Annotated in this window: 11 protein-coding genes; 3 read left to right on the top strand and 8 right to left on the bottom strand. The window is 68.0% G+C overall.

Going from position 1 to position 15,033, the window contains the following annotated elements; translation table 11 throughout:
• Positions 1-80: 80 nt before the first annotated feature.
• The 6 genes from ACIA8N_RS07610 to ACIA8N_RS07585 form a co-directional block, all read right to left on the bottom strand.
• Entirely contained in the window at positions 81-1,709 is a 1,629-nt protein-coding gene (locus tag ACIA8N_RS07610) for an ABC transporter substrate-binding protein (protein ID WP_365781699.1), read from the bottom strand.
• A gap of 213 nt (positions 1,710-1,922) precedes the next feature.
• Positions 1,923-3,032: a dipeptide ABC transporter ATP-binding protein gene (locus ACIA8N_RS07605; protein ID WP_365781697.1), complete on the bottom strand. Its 1,110-nt coding sequence runs from the start codon at positions 3,030-3,032 to the stop codon at positions 1,923-1,925.
• The gene (locus tag ACIA8N_RS07600; RefSeq protein ID WP_365781695.1) at positions 3,025-4,083 is read right to left on the bottom strand and encodes an ABC transporter ATP-binding protein; all 1,059 of its coding nucleotides are present in this window, start codon (positions 4,081-4,083) and stop codon (positions 3,025-3,027) included. Before ACIA8N_RS07600 ends, ACIA8N_RS07605 begins: the two co-directional genes overlap by 8 nt.
• 17 nt (positions 4,084-4,100) lie before the next feature.
• Positions 4,101-5,051: an ABC transporter permease gene (locus ACIA8N_RS07595; protein ID WP_365781693.1), complete on the bottom strand. Its 951-nt coding sequence runs from the start codon at positions 5,049-5,051 to the stop codon at positions 4,101-4,103.
• On the bottom strand, positions 5,044-5,970 hold the full coding sequence (locus tag ACIA8N_RS07590; RefSeq protein WP_365781691.1) for an ABC transporter permease: 927 nt from the start codon (positions 5,968-5,970) through the stop codon (positions 5,044-5,046). Before ACIA8N_RS07590 ends, ACIA8N_RS07595 begins: the two co-directional genes overlap by 8 nt.
• 91 nt (positions 5,971-6,061) lie before the next feature.
• The gene (locus ACIA8N_RS07585; RefSeq protein ID WP_365781689.1) at positions 6,062-7,705 is read right to left on the bottom strand and encodes an ABC transporter substrate-binding protein; all 1,644 of its coding nucleotides are present in this window, start codon (positions 7,703-7,705) and stop codon (positions 6,062-6,064) included.
• A 533-nt stretch (positions 7,706-8,238) separates the two neighbouring features.
• Between ACIA8N_RS07585 and ACIA8N_RS07580 the strand changes: the two genes are divergently transcribed.
• Positions 8,239-8,823, top strand: a complete 585-nt coding sequence (locus tag ACIA8N_RS07580; RefSeq protein ID WP_365781687.1) for a hypothetical protein — start codon at positions 8,239-8,241, stop codon at positions 8,821-8,823.
• 228 nt (positions 8,824-9,051) lie between these two features.
• Here the strand turns inward: ACIA8N_RS07580 and typA are convergent, their stop codons facing one another.
• Entirely contained in the window at positions 9,052-10,953 is a 1,902-nt protein-coding gene (gene typA, locus ACIA8N_RS07575) for a translational GTPase TypA (RefSeq protein ID WP_365781685.1), read from the bottom strand.
• Between the two features lie 262 nt (positions 10,954-11,215).
• Positions 11,216-13,615, bottom strand: coding sequence for an ABC transporter family substrate-binding protein (locus ACIA8N_RS07570; RefSeq protein WP_365781683.1), 2,400 nt, complete (start codon positions 13,613-13,615; stop codon positions 11,216-11,218).
• A 250-nt stretch (positions 13,616-13,865) separates the two neighbouring features.
• Between ACIA8N_RS07570 and ACIA8N_RS07565 the strand changes: the two genes are divergently transcribed.
• Positions 13,866-14,099: a hypothetical protein gene (locus ACIA8N_RS07565; protein ID WP_365781681.1), complete on the top strand. Its 234-nt coding sequence runs from the start codon at positions 13,866-13,868 to the stop codon at positions 14,097-14,099.
• A 111-nt stretch (positions 14,100-14,210) separates the two neighbouring features.
• Positions 14,211-15,032 carry a hypothetical protein gene (locus ACIA8N_RS07560; RefSeq protein WP_365781679.1) on the top strand — a complete coding sequence of 274 codons (822 nt, stop codon included), beginning with the start codon at positions 14,211-14,213 and terminating at the stop codon, positions 15,030-15,032.
• Position 15,033: the final 1 nt, after the last annotated feature.

Below are 15,033 nucleotides of genomic sequence, written 5' to 3'. Positions count from 1 at the left end.
GGGTGGGGGGTGCCGGGAAGGCGTACGGCCCGGCGCGGGGATCCGCGGGCCGGGCCGTACGCCTCCGACCTGCTACGGCGTCAGTTGACCTTGATCTGGTCGTAGACCGGGACACTGAAGGGGTTCAGGGAGACGTTGGTGACCCGGTCCGAGTAGCCGGCGCTGCCGTTCTGGTACCAGAGCGGGACCGCGCCCATGTCGTCCCGGAGGACTTCCTCGGCCTGCTGGAAGAGTCCGACGGCCTTCGCGGTGTCCGCCTCGGCGTTGGCCTGGTCGACGAGCTTGTCGAACTCGGGGTCGGTGTACTTGCCGTCGTTGGACGAGGCGTTGGTGTAGTACAGCGGCTGCAGGAAGTTCTGGATGAGCGGGTAGTCCATCTGCCAGCCGGCGCGGAAGGGGCCCTTCAGCTTCTGCGTGGTGACCTGGTTGCGGTAGTCGGCGAAGGTGCCGATGGGGTTGCCGACGCAGGCCGTGTCGTTGCCGAGGGCGCGGTTGATGGAGTTGCAGACCGCGTCGACCCATTCCTTGTGGGAGCCGGTGTCGGCGTTGTACGAGATCTTCATGGTGCCGCCGGGGATGCCGCCGCCCTCCGCGACGAGCTTCTTCGCCTCGGCCGCGTCGTACTTGCACAGGTCGCCGCAGATGTCCTTGTAGCCGCCCTCCTCGCCGAGGACCGGGGAGGTCCAGTCGACGGCGGGGGTGCGGGTCTTCTGGAAAATCGTCTCGGTGATCTGGGCGCGGTCGATGGCCCGGGAGATGCCCTGGCGGAGCTTCTCCTGACCGGGCTTGTTCCAGGCCGGGTCGTAGAAGGGGAAGGACAGGGTCTGGATGATGCCGGCGGGGACGTTGATGTAGCGGTCGCCGAGGTCGGCCTCGACGTTCTTGAGCTGGGAGGCGGGGACGTCGTCGACGAGGTCGAGGTTTCCGGCCGTCAGGTCGGTGTAGGCGGTGTTGTTGTCGGTGTAGACCTTGAGGGTCACGCCGCCGTTCTGCGCCTTGTCGGTGCCGGGGTAGGCGTCCCAGCGCTTGAGGGCCATCTGGGAGCCCTTGGAGTACGAGTCGACGGTGTACGGGCCGTTGCCGACGGGCTTCGAGAGCCAGCCGGCGTGGTCGTCGAAGAAGGCCTTGGGAAGGGGCGCGAAGGCCGCGTAGCCCAGGGTGACGGGCCAGGTGGAGAACTTCTGCGTCAGCTTCACCGTGAAGGTCTGCGGGCCGGTGACCTTCAGGCCGGACATCGTCTCGGCGGTGGGCTCGCCCTTCTCGGGGTGGACCTGGTCGTAGCCCTCGATCTGGCCGAAGAAGTAGGCGTTCTTCTGGTTGTTCTTCAGGTGGGCGCCGTAGTTCCAGGCGTCGACGAAGGACTGGGCGGTGACCTTCTCGCCGTTGGAGAAGGTCCAGCCGTCCTTGACCGTGATGGTGAAGTTGGTCGAGTCGGTGGTCTCGATCTTCTCGGCGAGCATGTCCTTGGCCTCGCCGGTCTTCGGGTCGTACTGCTTGAGCCCGCGGAAGATCATGGAGAGGACCTTGCCGCCCTGGACCTCGTTGGTGTTGGCGGGTTCCAGCGGGTTCTGCGGGTCGCCCCACGAGGAACTCACGATGCCGTCGGCACCTCCGCCGCCGCCGCTGTCGTCGCCGCCACCGCAGGCGGTCGCCGCGAGGGCGACTGCGGTGGCCAGTGCGGCCCACTTGGCGTGCGTGGCTCCGCGCATGGAGTGCCTCCCGAATGTCCTAAGCGTGACTTAGGCCCCAATATCACCTGATATTGACGGTGCTGCACTTTTACTGCACCCGGATGACGGACGCCCCGGGGGCGGGCGGCGGGATTCGGGTTCCCGGCTCCGGGCTCCGGGCTCCGTATGCCGAAGGGCGCCCCGGTCCAGTACGGACCGGGGCGCCCTTCGGTGTGTCAGATGTCCGGCGCGTCAGTGCGCCGCCACGACGTTCTTCTCCTCGGCGAAGTGGCACGCCGAGAAGTGTGCCGCCGGGGTGTCCTGGCCCTGGAAGGGCTCGGGGATCGCGAGGAGCGGGATCTCCTCGGCGCACTTGTCCTGCGCCTTCCAGCACCGGGTGCGGAAGCTGCAGCCCGACGGCGGGTTCGCCGGCGAGGGGACGTCACCGGTGAGGATGATCCGCTCGCGGTGCGCGCGGGCCTCCGGGTCCGGCACCGGCACCGCGGAGAGCAGCGCCTGCGTGTAGGGGTGCGTCGGGTGCTCGTAGATCTGCTCGTCCGTACCGATCTCGGCCATCTTGCCGAGGTACATGACGCCGACCCGGTCCGAGATGTGCCGGACGATCGACAGGTCGTGCGCGATGAAGAGGTAGGACAGGTTGTACTCGTCCTGGAGCTTCTCCATCAGGTTGATGACCTGCGCCTGGACGGAGACGTCCAGGGCCGAGACCGGCTCGTCGCAGATGATGATCTCCGGGTTGAGCGCGAGGCCGCGGGCGATGCCGATGCGCTGGCGCTGACCGCCGGAGAACTGGTGCGGGTAGCGGTTGATGTACTCGGGGTTCAGACCGACGACGTCGAGCAGCTCCTGCACCTTGCGGCGCCGGTCGCCCTTCGGGGCCACCTCGGGGTGGATGTCGAAGGGCTCACCGATGATGTCGCCGACCGTCATCCGCGGGTTGAGCGAGGTGTACGGGTCCTGGAACACCATCTGGATGTTGCGGCGGACGGCCTTCAGCGCGCGACCGGACAGCTTGGTGATGTCCTGGCCCTTGTAGAAGACCTCGCCGGCGGTGGCCCGCTCCAGGTTCATCAGGAGCTTGGCGACCGTGGACTTGCCACAGCCGGACTCGCCCACGATGCCGAGGGTCTCGCCCTGGTGGAGGTCGAAGGAGACCCCGTCCACGGCCTTGACCGCGCCGACCTGGCGCTTGAAGAGGATGCCCTGCGTCAGCGGGAAGTGCTTCTTCAGGTTGCGGACCTGGAGGATCGGCTCGCCACGCTCGGCCGGAGCCTCGATGGCGGCTACGGCCTCCGCCTCGGACGCGGCCACGGCCTCGTCGTTCTTGCTGAGGTCAGCCATGGATCGTCTCCTTCCAGAAGTGGCAGGCGCTGCCGCGGCCCGGAAGGTCCGTGCCGTCCTGCTCGGTCACCGGCACGAGCACCGGCACGTCCGTACGGCAGACGTCGTCCGCCTTCGGGCAGCGCGGGTTGAAGGCGCAGCCGGACGGGATGTTGAGCAGGTTGGGCGGCAGACCCTTGATCGCGTACAGCTCCTGGCCCTTCTGGTCCAGGCGCGGGATCGACTCGAGGAGACCCTTGGTGTAAGGGTGGGCCGGGCGCTTGTACAGCTCGTGCACCGGCGCCTGCTCGACGATCCGTCCCGCGTACATCACGGCGATCTTGTCCGCGACGTCGGCGACGACGCCGAGGTCGTGGGTGATCAGGATCAGACCCATGTTGTACTCGCGCTGGAGCTCCGCGAGGAGGTCCATCACCTGGGCCTGGACCGTCACGTCGAGCGCCGTGGTGGGCTCGTCCGCGATGATCAGGTCCGGCTCCAGGGCGAGCGCCATCGCGATCATGATGCGCTGGCGCATACCGCCGGAGAACTGGTGCGGGTAGTCGTTGACGCGAGCCGCGGCGGCCGGGATCTTCACCCGGTCCATCAGCTCGATCGCCTTGACCTTGGCCTCCTTCTTGGAGAGGCCCTGGTGCACCCGGAACATCTCGCCGAGCTGGTAGCCGACGCTGAGCACGGGGTTGAGGGAGGACAGCGCGTCCTGGAAGATCATGGCGATCTTGCTGCCACGGACCTTCCGGTGCTCGTCCTCGGACATCTTGAGCATGTCCTGGCCGCGGAAGAGGATCTCTCCCTTGGTCACGAACCCCGGCGGGGTGTCGAGGATGCCCATGATGGCCTGCGCGGTCACGGACTTGCCGGAACCGGACTCGCCGAGGACAGCGAGGGTCTCGCCGGCGTTCACGGAGTACGAGACACCGTTCACGGCCTTCGCGACGCCCTCACGGGTGCGGAACTCCACGTGCAGGTCGCGCACGTCGAGGAGCGGACCGTCGTGGGTCGCGCCGTCGCGCGGCGCGGGAACGCTCGCGGTCTTGTCGATGGTGGTCACTGCGTTCGTCCTTACTCTCAGCGCAGCTTCGGGTCGAAGGCGTCACGGACCGCATCGCCGAGCATGATGAAGGCGAGCACCGTGATAGTGAGCATTCCGGACGGGAACAGCAGCGGGTGCAGTCCCTGCGAGATACGCCCCTGCGCCTCGGAGATCATGACGCCCCAGGAGATGGCCGGGGGCCTGATGCCGATACCCAGGAAGCTCAGGGTCGCTTCCGCACCGATGACCGCACCGAGCGAGATCGTGGCGACCACGATCAGCGGGGTGACGGAGTTCGGCAGCACGTGACGGAACATCATCCGCGAGGTGGAGGCACCGAGCGAGCGGGCGGCGGCCACGTAGTCGGCCTGCTTGACCTGCATGACGGCGCCGCGCATGACGCGGGCCATGGACATCCAGCCGACCACGGTCAGCGTGAGGACCACGGCCATCACGCCGGCGTTGCGCATGCCCTTCTCGTCACGGAAGTTGTTCAGGATGACGATCGCGGCGAGCAGCAGCGGCAGTCCGAAGAAGACGTTGGTGACGAACGAGAGGAGGGCGTCCGTCCACTTGCCGAAGAAGCCGCCGAGCACACCCACGAGGCCACCGATGACCAGGGAGAAGGCAGTCGTCAGCACACCCACGATCACCGAGTTGCGGGTGCCGTAGATGGTCTGCGAATAGACGTCGCAGCCCTGGAAGTTGTAGCCGAACCAGGCGTTGCCGCTGGGGCCCTCCATCGAGTGCTTCAGGTCGCACGCGAGCGGGTCGACACTCGTGAAGAGGCCCGGGAAGGCGGCGATCGTCACGATGGCGAAGATGAGGACCGCCGAGACGAGGAACAGCGGCCGGCGGACCAGGTCGCGGAAGGCGTCCTGCGCGAGGCTGCGCGTCTTGTCCTGCTTGTTCGAGGCCGGGGCGGGCGCGGTGGGCCCGGTGAGGTCCTCGACGACCGTGTCGGTCTTCTGGGTGGTGTCACTCATAGCGAATCCTCGGGTCAAGCACGGCGTACAGCATGTCCACGACGAGCGCGGAGATCAGGTAGACGAGCACCAGCAGGCTGACGAATCCGACGACCGCCGGACCGTCCTCCACGTTCAAGGAGCTGAACAGCTGGAAGCCCACGCCGGGGATGTTGAAGATGCCCTCGGTCACGATGGCGCCGCCCATGAGGGAGCCGAGGTCGGCGCCCAGGTAGGTGACGACCGGGATCAGCGAGTTGCGCAGCACGTGGATGCCGATGACCCGGCTCTTCGGCAGGCCCTTCGCCTTCGCGGTGCGGATGTAGTCCGCGCGCAGGTTCTCGGCGACCGACGCCCGCGCGAGGCGTGCGATGTAGGCGAGCGAGACCGAACCGAGCACCATACCCGGCAGCAGGTAGCTGATGAATCCGTCGTCGGTTCCGGCGACGGGGAACAGCCCCCATTCCTGTCCCAGGAAGGTCTGGCCGACATTGCCGAGCACGAAGATCGGGATGGCGATGACGGTCAGCGTGGAGACGAGCACCAGGTTGTCGATGAAGCTGCCGCGGCGCATGCCGGCGAGCACACCGGCGACGACGCCGATGACGAGCTCGAAGGTGAAGGCCACACCGGCGACCTTCAGCGTCTCGGGCCAGGCCTCGGCAAGGAGCTCGACGATGGGCCGGCCTTGGGCGATGGACTCACCGAAGTCGCCCTGGAGCAGGCCACTGAAGTAGTACCAGTACCGCACGAAGAACGGGTCGTCGAGGTGGTACTGAGCGGTGAGCGTCGCTCTGATGTTGTCAGGTACGGGCTTCTCGCCGTACAGGTTCTGGATGGGGTCGCCACCCATCTGCGTGACGAGAAAATAGACGATCAACGTGGTGCCGATGAAGACGGGCACCATCTGAAGGATTCGTCGGATGACGAACCGGCCCATGGATCCTCCTCGCGAGAAGCGGCGGGGGCTGGTGTTGCCGGCCCCCGCCGCCGTTCTCGACTCTTAAATGTGGGTCAGATGCCTGAGGCTGTTAGGCCTTGGAGATCTTGGTGACGTCGACCCGGTTGAAGAGGTCCATCTCGACGTTCGCGACCTTCTTGCTGTGCGCGAAGACGTTCTTACCGAAGCGGAGCGGGATCACCGGCATGTCCTGGACGAGGACGTCCTCGGCCTGCTGCCACAGCTTGATGGCTTCCTCGGACGACTTCGCCGCGCGGCCGTCCTCGACCAGCTTGTCGAACTTCTTGTTGCTGTAGCCGTAGTAGTTCGAGGAACCACCGGTGGTGAACAGCGGGCCCAGGTAGTTCTCCATGGACGGGTAGTCCATGATCCAGCCCATGCGGAACATGCCGGAGAACTTCTTCTGCTCGACCTGGGTCAGCAGCTCGGCGAACTGCGGGACGGCCTGGCCGACGCAGTCGACGCCGAGGTTCTTCTTGACCTGGTTGCAGGTGGCGTCCACCCACTCCTTGTGACCGCCATCGCCGTTGTAGCCGATGTTGATCTTGTTGCCCTCGATGCCGCCGGCCTTCGCGAGGAGAGCCTTGGCAGCGGCCGGGTCGAACTTGCAGGAGTCACCGCAGGTGTTGTCGCGGTAGCCGCCGACGACCGGGGAGACGAACGAACGGGCCGGGGACTGCGAGTCGTTGAGGATCACCTTGGTGATCTCTTCGCGGTCGATGGCCATCGAGATCGCCTTGCGGACCTCGGGCTTCGAGTACTTCTTGTCGTACGTCGGGAACGACACGAACTGGAAGGTCGAGGCCGGGGAGGACTTGAAGCGCTCACCGAACTGCTTCGGGGCGTTCGCGAGCTCGGAGCTCGGGACCTGCGGGATGACGTCCAGGGCGCCGGCGACGACGTCCTTATACATCGTCTCCTGCTTCTGGTAGATCTTGTACGTCACCGAGTCCACGAGGGGCTTCTTGTCGCCCGTGTAGTCAGGGTTCTTGACGACCTTGATCGACTTGTTGTGGTCCCACTTGCCCTCGATCTTGAAGGCGCCCTGGCCGATCGGAGCCTGCTCGTACGCCTTGATGTTGGCGATGGCAGCGTCCGGCAGCGGGTAGAACACCGTGTAGCCGAGGACGGTCTTGTAGTCGGCGAAGGGCTTCGCCAGCTTGACCGTGAAGGTGGTGTCGTCGACGACCTTGAGGCCCGACATCTCCTTGGCGGTGGGCTCGGGGGCCTTCTTCGGGCCCTCCTCGCCGTCCGGGTCCGCCGGGTTGAGGGCGTCGTAGCCCTCGATGGTGGCGAAGAAGTAGTTGCCGTCGGCCGCGTTCGGGCCGTAGGCGCCCCAGTTCCAGCCCTGGACGTAGCTCTTGGCGGTCACCGGGGTGCCGTCGTGGAACTTCTGGCCCGGCTTGATCTTGACGGTCCAGAGGGTGTTGTCGGTCGACGTGATCGACTCGGCAGCGTCCTCGACCGGCTGGTTCTTGGCGTCGTAGCTGACGAGCGGACGGAACAGCGCGTCCAGCACCTGCGAGCCCTCGGACTCGGTCGTCGTCTGCGGAACGAGGCGCTTCGGCTCGGAGATGCCGACGCTTACTTCGCCGCCGGCCTTACCCGCACCCTTGCCCCCCTCTTCCTTGTCCGTGCCGCCACCACAGGCGGTTGCTGCCAGGGCGACGACGATCGCGCCCGATACCCACTTGGCGCTCTTGGCACCGCGCATGGGTTCCTCCTCATGAGTCCACTTGTCACTACGAGAGGGGCTCCTGGAGACGGCCGACACCCCTGACGGCCCAGGACTCCAGCGCCCCGAGTGTGCTCGTGAGTCGGCACTCCCCACAGTGCGTGACCCATTGACCCGAGCTCAATGGAGCCAACTATTAAGTACGCCCGGGCTGTAAACCACACTTAAGCGGTCTCGTTTTGACAACATCACCAAGGCGCTAGGGGTCAAAATCCGGACAAACCAATCACAGACAGACACGCCCGAAACGGACTGTTAACACACGTACCGGAGAGCAACGTTCGGAATACGGACGCCTCGCCGGGAAATCGGTTTGACTCGGCCGGGCATCCGATCCCGGCATCTCGCGCCTCTCAGCGGGCCGCGCCGACCGCCCCAACCGGCCCGTCAACCTCAGAAGTTGCTCAAAACTGTGTCCTATGTCTCCGGCGAGCCGCAAGACTCCCCTCCGACCCGCTGACCACGGGTCACACCGCCGCTTCGACCGAGCGGCACCAAACGAGGGGAACACCATGCGCAACAAGTTCACGGCAGGCCTTGTCACCACCTGTCTGTCCGCCGCCACGCTGGCCCTGCTGCCGGCCGGCAACGCCCAGGCGGCCGAGATGATGTGCAGCCCGGGGACGCTGAAGTACACCTGGTCCACCGTCAGCAAGGCTCCGGTCGTCACCCACCGCAAGGCGATCGAGCACTACACCGGCGGCATCGTGACGAAGACCGTCAGCGCTTCGTCCGTCACGACCATCACGGCCTCCGTCACCGCCACCGCGGGCGTCGAGGTCAGTGGCAGCGTCGCGCTGGCCAGCCTCAGCGGGAAGGTCGGCGTGGAGCTGAAGGCCGAGGGCTCGAAGACCAAGACCACGGCCGAGTCCATCACCCACCGGCTGTCCTCCCGCGGCAAGTACGTCCTGTACGCGGGCACCGTCAAGACCCAGGGCTACTACACCCAGTTCCGCTGCGACCGCGGCACCCGCTGGGTGAACACCGGCAACTACGGCAAGGCCGTCAGCTTCACCGTGGCCACCGAGGGCGGCCTCAAGTGCGGCACCAGCGTCCCGGCGGGCAGCCTCGCCGCGTACGCCAAGCGCTACTGCTGAACCTGACCCGTGCCGAACGCCCGGGCTGACCACCCGGGCGTCACGGGGACTACGTGACAGCGGGACTCGCGTAACGGCGGGACCTGCGTAACGGGGGATCTGCGTAACAGGGGGAGCCGAGTAACGGGGGAAGCACCACAAGGCGGGGGACGCCCCGCCGAACACAGAACGCCGAACGCCCGGCCGGAGGATTCCGGCCGGGCGTTCGGCGTCGGCCGATCGGCTGGGTCAGCCGTTCTTGGCGCGGGAAGACGCGCGACCACGCGCGTTCTGGTCCAGGATGACCTTGCGGATACGCACGGCCTCCGGGGTGACCTCGACGCACTCGTCGTCGCGGCAGAACTCCAGGGACTGCTCCAGGGACAGCTTCCGCGGCGGGACGATCGCCTCGAAGGAGTCGGCGGAGGCGGAGCGCATGTTGGTGAGCTTCTTCTCCTTGGTGATGTTCACGTCCATGTCGTCGGAGCGCGAGTTCTCGCCGACGATCATGCCCTCGTACACCTCGGTGCCGGGGTCGGTGAACAGGACACCGCGCTCCTGGAGGTTCGTCATCGCGAAGGCGGTGACGGCGCCGGCGCGGTCGGCGACCAGCGAACCGTTGTTACGGGTCGTCAGCGTGCCAAACCACGGCTCGTGGCCCTCGTGGATCGAGTGGGCGATACCCGTACCGCGGGTGTTGGTGAGGAACTCCGTACGGAAGCCGATGAGGCCACGGGACGGAACGACGAACTCCATGCGGACCCAGCCGGAGCCGTGGTTCGACATGTTGTCCATGCGGCCCTTGCGGACGCCCATGAGCTGCGTGACCGCGCCCATGTGCTCCTCGGGCACGTCGACCGTCAGACGCTCGACCGGCTCGTGGACCTTGCCGTCGACGAGCTTCGTGACCACCTGCGGCTTGCCGATGGTGAGCTCGAAGCCCTCGCGGCGCATCTGCTCGACCAGGATGGCGAGCGCGAGCTCACCACGGCCCTGGACCTCCCAGGCGTCGGGACGCTCGGTGTCGAGGACGCGGAGCGAGACGTTACCGATCAGCTCGCGGTCCAGACGGTCCTTGACCTGGCGGGCGGTGACCTTGCGCTGCTTGACGGCGGACTTGGCGTCCGCGCCCTTGCCGGTGCCACCGCGGCCGACGAGCGGCGAGGTGTTCGTACCGATGGTCATGGAGATCGCCGGCTGGTCGACCGTGATCAGCGGCAGCGCGATCGGGTTCTCCGGGTCGGCCAGGGTCTCGCCGATCATGATGTCGGGGATACCGGCGACGGCGCAGATGTCACCGGGGCCGGCGACCTCGGCGGGCTTGCGGGTGAGCGCCTCGGTCATCATCAGCTCGGTGATGCGGACGTTGGAGATCGTGCCGTCACGCTTGATCCACGCGACCGTCTGGCCCTTGCGCAGCTCGCCCTGCTCGACGCGGAGCAGCGCGATGCGGCCGAGGAAGTTGTCGGCGTCCAGGTTGGTGACGTGGGCCTGGAGGGGGGCCTCCTCGTCGTACACCGGGGCCGGGACGTGCTCCAGGATGGCGGCGAAGAACGGCTCCAGGCTGTCGCTGTCCGCGGGGACCGTGCCGTTCTCCGGCTTGGTCAGCGAGGCGATGCCGTCACGGCCGCAGGCGTAGACGATCGGGAACTCGATCTGGTCCTCGTCCGCGTCCAGGTCGAGGAAGAGGTCGTAGGTCTCGTTGACGACCTCGTCGATCCGGGAGTCCGGGCGGTCCGTCTTGTTGATGCAGAGGATGACGGGCTTGCGCTGCTGGAGGGCCTTGCGCAGCACGAAGCGGGTCTGCGGGAGCGGACCCTCGGAGGCGTCCACGAGGAGGACGACCGCGTCCACCATCGAGAGACCGCGCTCGACCTCGCCGCCGAAGTCGGCGTGGCCGGGGGTGTCGATGATGTTGATCGTGATCGGGGCCCCGCCGTCCTTGGGGTGATACTTCACCGCCGTGTTCTTGGCGAGGATCGTGATGCCCTTCTCACGCTCCAGGTCGTTCGAGTCCATCATGCGGTCGTCGAGCTGCTGGTGGGCGGCGAAGGCACCGGCCTGCTTGAGCATGGCGTCGACGATGGTCGTCTTGCCGTGGTCGACGTGGGCGACGATGGCGACGTTACGGATGTCGTGGCGCGTGGGCATGGGTGCTTGCGCTTCTCTCGGATCGTGGGATGCGGCGTCAGTTCCTCGTACGCCCACCGGGCGGACGCGCCACGGCTATGTCCTATGGTACGGGGCTGCCGCGCAAGGGGCTTCCCCGGCCAAGATCCGAGAGGGTCGGGCGGGATGCGCAGGGGGTGTGGGGAGGTCGTGCGGCCGGGTCAAGGGGCCGACGCGATCCTGCCCGCCGGGATCACCGGCGGGCAAGGAAATTGAGCAGCTTCTGAGCTTGTGACCTGTGGTTTCAGCGGTTTCGCTCGGTACCCTTGGTCGTTTCGGTCTTCTTGAAACCGATGTCCTGGTAACGGGGCCCCGCGAGACCCCAGGCACCGGCGTTCACCAGATCGGCCTTCGCGGCGACGAGCTGGGGCCGCTGGTAGAGGGGGATGGAGCCGGCGGCGGCCCAGATCCGTGCGTCGGCCTGGCGCACGAGTTCGCGGGCCTCCTCCTCGTCGAGCGTGCCCGCCGCCTGGTCGAAGAGCTGGTCGATGCGGTCGGTGCCGACCCGGGAGTAGTTCTGCTCGACGAGCAGGGAGCCGTCCGACGCCGGCTCGGGCTTGGCGAAGATCGGCCGGGCGTCCGTCGCGGGGAAGGCGGAGGCGGGCCAGGAGTACAGGGCCAGGTCGTAGTCGCCCGAGGCCACGTGGTCCTTGAAGAAGCTGTCGTCGGAGACCTTGGTGACCTCGGTGCGGATGCCGACCGCGTCGAGCATCCGCACGATCCGGTCGCCGACCGCCCGCAGCGACTCGGAGCCGGGTCCCGACGGCAGGACGAAGCGGAGGCTGAGCGGCTTGCCGTCCTTGCCGAGGGCCTTGGCGGCCTCGGGCACGGTCGCGGGGGCGGCGGTGCCGCGCGGGGCGTAGGCCCCTGCGACGCCCTTGTCGGCCCTGGCGGCCGGGTGGGCGGCGCGGGCGCCGGAGCCCGTACCGGTGTCGAGCGCCTCGGCGCGGGCCAGGAGGGCGGCGCTCTGGCGGGCGGCGGCGGGGGCCGGGGCGAGGACGTGGGTGCCGCTTTCGGGGCCGTTCGCGCCGATGACGGGGGCGGGGGCGGCGCGGCGCTCGCCCGGCTTGTCGTCACCGACGATGTAGAGGCCTTCGTCGGAGGCGGCGTCGGCGTCCTTCTTCTCGGCGTCCTTCTTCTCGGCGGTCTCCTTGGCCTCCTTCTCGCCCGCCTTCTCGCCGGTCTTCTCGCCCGCCTTCTTCTCGGCCTCGCTGCCCGCCTTGGTGCCCGCGGGCTTCCGTACCGCCCCGCCCGGGACCCAGCCGGCGTCGGCGAGGAGCGCCCGTGCCTCCTTGGTGTCCTGGTCGCCGAGGGCGTCACTGCTGTCCGCGTACGCCGCCTGGCCGGCGAGGGCCAGGTGGCTGCCGGGAGGCCTCGCGGGGAGGCCGAGCGGCTTGAGTACGGATTCGGCCAGTTCCTGGCGGTTGATGGCACGGGCCACCGCACGCCGTACCCGCTCGTCGGCGAGCGGCCCGGACTCGCCGTTCAGCGAGAGCTGGGTGTAGGCGGGCTCCAGGGACTTGCGGATCACATACGTCGCCAGGTTGTCCTGCGCGCTCGCGTAGGCGGCGATGGCCTGCTGGTTCTCCTTGCGGGCGGCCTGGACCTCCTCCGCCTTCTCCTCGTCGGAGCCGTGGGCGAGGGCCCAGGACCGCAGGGCCTTGGAGGGGGTGATCGCGGATCCCGGGCCGTGGGCGAGGGCCGCCTGCGCACCATTGCGTCCGGCGCGGGCGTCGCGGAGCGCGAGGGCGATCCGCTCGGCGGTGGACCGGTCGATCTCGGCCAGGTCGAGGGTGCCCGCGGCGAGGGCGTCCGCCCGGTCGGCCCGGGGGACGGCCTTGAGGACGAGGCTGTCGAGCTTGACGGGCGCGCCCCACCAGCGGGGGTTGCGGGTGAGGGTCACGTTGGCGTTCTTGCGGTCGACCCCCTTCAGCAGGAACGGTCCTGCAGTGGCCTTGAGGGCGGTGCGCGCCCCGTCGTTGAAGGAGCCCGGGGAGCCCATCACCTGCTTGGGGTAGAGCGGGGTGAAGAGGGACTGCCAGTCGGCGTACGGCTTGGAGAAGGTGACCCGTACCTCCAGGTCGTTCTTCCCCCGCTCGATCTTCTCGATCCGCTCGTAGCCGGCGTTGCGGGCGGTCCAGTACGCGGTGTCGCGGCCACTCAGCGCCCGCCACTGGGCCACGAAGTCGGGCGCCCCGATCTCGCGTCCGTCGCTCCACACCGCCTGCTGGTGCAGTTTGTAGAGGACGACCTGCTTGGGCTCCGTCTCGACGACCTGCGCGGACTCCAGGTAGTCGGGGTTCAGCCGGGGCCTGCCGCGCTCGTCGAGCGTGTAGAGGGAGGGGAGTACGGCCCCGGCGACGCGGGAGGTGGTGCCGTCGGCGTCGGCCTGGAAGGTGTTGAAGGTGGTGGGCAGCGCGTCGACGGCCCAGCGCACGGTGCCGCCGTCGGCGACCCGGTCGCGCGCGGTGGGCGCGTTGTCCTGGGCCGCGGCCGGTGCCTCCCCGGCGTCGTCGCCCGAGCTGCATCCGGCGAGGACGGTGACGGCGAGGACGGCGCTGGTGAGGGTGGCGACGGAGCGGAGCGTGCGGGAGCGGGGGCTCCTGGAGCATGTCCTCCCGCGAGGGGCGCCGATCTGGGACATGACTTGTACCCCTTCGTCCAGATTCATTCCATTTGGAGATGATCACACCTATTGCTCATACACTGAAAAGGACGAAGCGGATCCGGCCACGACGACACGGCGGCACGTCCGGAAAACGCCACCCGTGCGGCCCAAACAGCCGGGGACCGGGGCGCTCCGGACGGGTGGAATCACGTACGCACGGCTTCACAAGCGGGATGTGACGCGCGACACTCGCGTGTGACCCGCGCTCGTGGAAGTGAGGGCAACCATGTCCGTTCAGGACGATCTGGCGGCCGTCAGGCGCCGCCTGCAGGACCTGGAACACACGGTCGAAGAACTGGAACGCCGCGTCGGAGGCGAGCCGGGCGCGCCCCGGCCTCCGTCCTCGCCCGGGGGCCGCCCCGAGGGTCTGGTGACCATCACCGACACCCCGTACGACTCCGGACTGTGGACGGACACCGACGACGAGGGGCTGGGAGCACGCGACCGCCACGCGCCGTAAGGACCTGGAGGCCCGGGACCCGAAGCCCCGGAGCCCCACAGCCCCGGAGAGCTTGTGGCCCAGAGCCGAAGAGCCGTAGAGCCGTAGAGCCGTAGAGCCGAGGAGGCCCTGTTGGCCACAGGTACGGAACCCCCCGGGGCCGCGACGGGGGTGCGCTCCGCGGGGCGCGCCTCCATCGCCGCCCGCCATCTGCGCACCGACCGCTGGTGGCTCTCCCCCGCCGCCACCGCGGCCGGACTGCTCGCCTTCGTCGCGTACTCGACCTGGCGGGCCTTCGCCAACGCCGACTACTACGCCGCGCCCTACGTCTCGCCGTTCTACTCGCCCTGTCTGGCGGAGAACTGCGTCCCCATGCGCGGCGGCCCGAACTGGGAGGTCTTCGGCAGCTGGTGGGGGCTCTCCCCCGCCCTGCTGATCCTCGTCTTCCCGCTGGGCTTCCGGCTGACCTGCTACTACTACCGGAAGGCGTACTACCGGGGCTTCTGGGCGTCTCCCCCGGCCTGCGCGGTCGCCGAGCCCCACCGGACGTACAGCGGAGAGACCCGCCTCCCGCTGGTCCTGCAGAACCTCCACCGGTACTTCTTCTACGCGGCCCTGCCGGTGGCCGGAATCCTCACGTACGACACCGTGCTCACCTTCCGGAACGCCGACTACGTCTGGGGCCACGCCGGGCTCGGGACGCTCCTCTTCCTCGTCAACATCGCTCTCATCTGGGCGTACACGCTCTCCTGCCACTCCTGCCGGCACATCGTCGGCGGCCGTCTGCGGCACTTCTCGAAGCATCCCGTCCGCTACCGGCTGTGGACCTGGACGGGCCGCCTGAACGCCCGCCACATGCTGCTCGCCTGGTCCTCCCTCATCAGCGTCGCCCTCTGCGACCTGTACGTGTACCTGCTCGCCACCGGCACCTTCGACGACCCGAGGTTCTTCTGAG

The sequence above is a fragment of the Streptomyces sp. NPDC051822 genome, from assembly GCF_044452745.1.
Classification (GTDB): domain Bacteria; phylum Actinomycetota; class Actinomycetes; order Streptomycetales; family Streptomycetaceae; genus Streptomyces.
This window is presented reverse-complemented; position numbering and strand designations above follow the sequence as displayed.